Consider the following 452-nt stretch of genomic DNA (forward strand, 5'->3'; position numbering starts at 1 on the left):
CGACGAGGGCGGCGACGGGGACGACGAGGACGACGACGCCGACCCCGAGGGCGCCGACCAACTCGGCGACCCGGGCAAGAAGGCCCTGGCCCGGATGAAGGAGAAGCTCAAGGCCGAGCGGACCCGACGCCGCCAGGCCGAGGAGCGCGCGAACCAGGGCGCCAGCGATGACGCCGTGGCCAAGGCGACCGCAGCCGCAACGGCTACGGCGAACACCCGCATCATCAAGGCCGAGATCCGCGCGGCCGCCGCGAAGAAGCTGGCGGACCCGCGCGACGCCCTGCGCTTCCTCGACCTCGAGCAGTTCGAGGTCGACGCGGACGGCGAGGTCGACGCCGACGAGATCGCCGACGCGATCGAGGAACTGATCAAGAACAAGCCCTACCTGGCTGCCGCAACGGGTCGCAGGTTCCAGGGCTCTGGCGACGGCGGCGCCCAGCGCAAGGCGGGCC

At 72.3% G+C, this 452-nt stretch carries 1 pseudogene; it reads left to right on the top strand.

From position 1 onward, the window contains the following. Window positions 1–452, top strand: a pseudogene (locus IF17_RS0135785) (hypothetical protein); the annotation flags it as partial.

The sequence above is a fragment of the Streptomyces cyaneofuscatus genome (genome assembly GCF_000718135.1).
GTDB classification, from domain to species: domain Bacteria; phylum Actinomycetota; class Actinomycetes; order Streptomycetales; family Streptomycetaceae; genus Streptomyces; species Streptomyces cyaneofuscatus.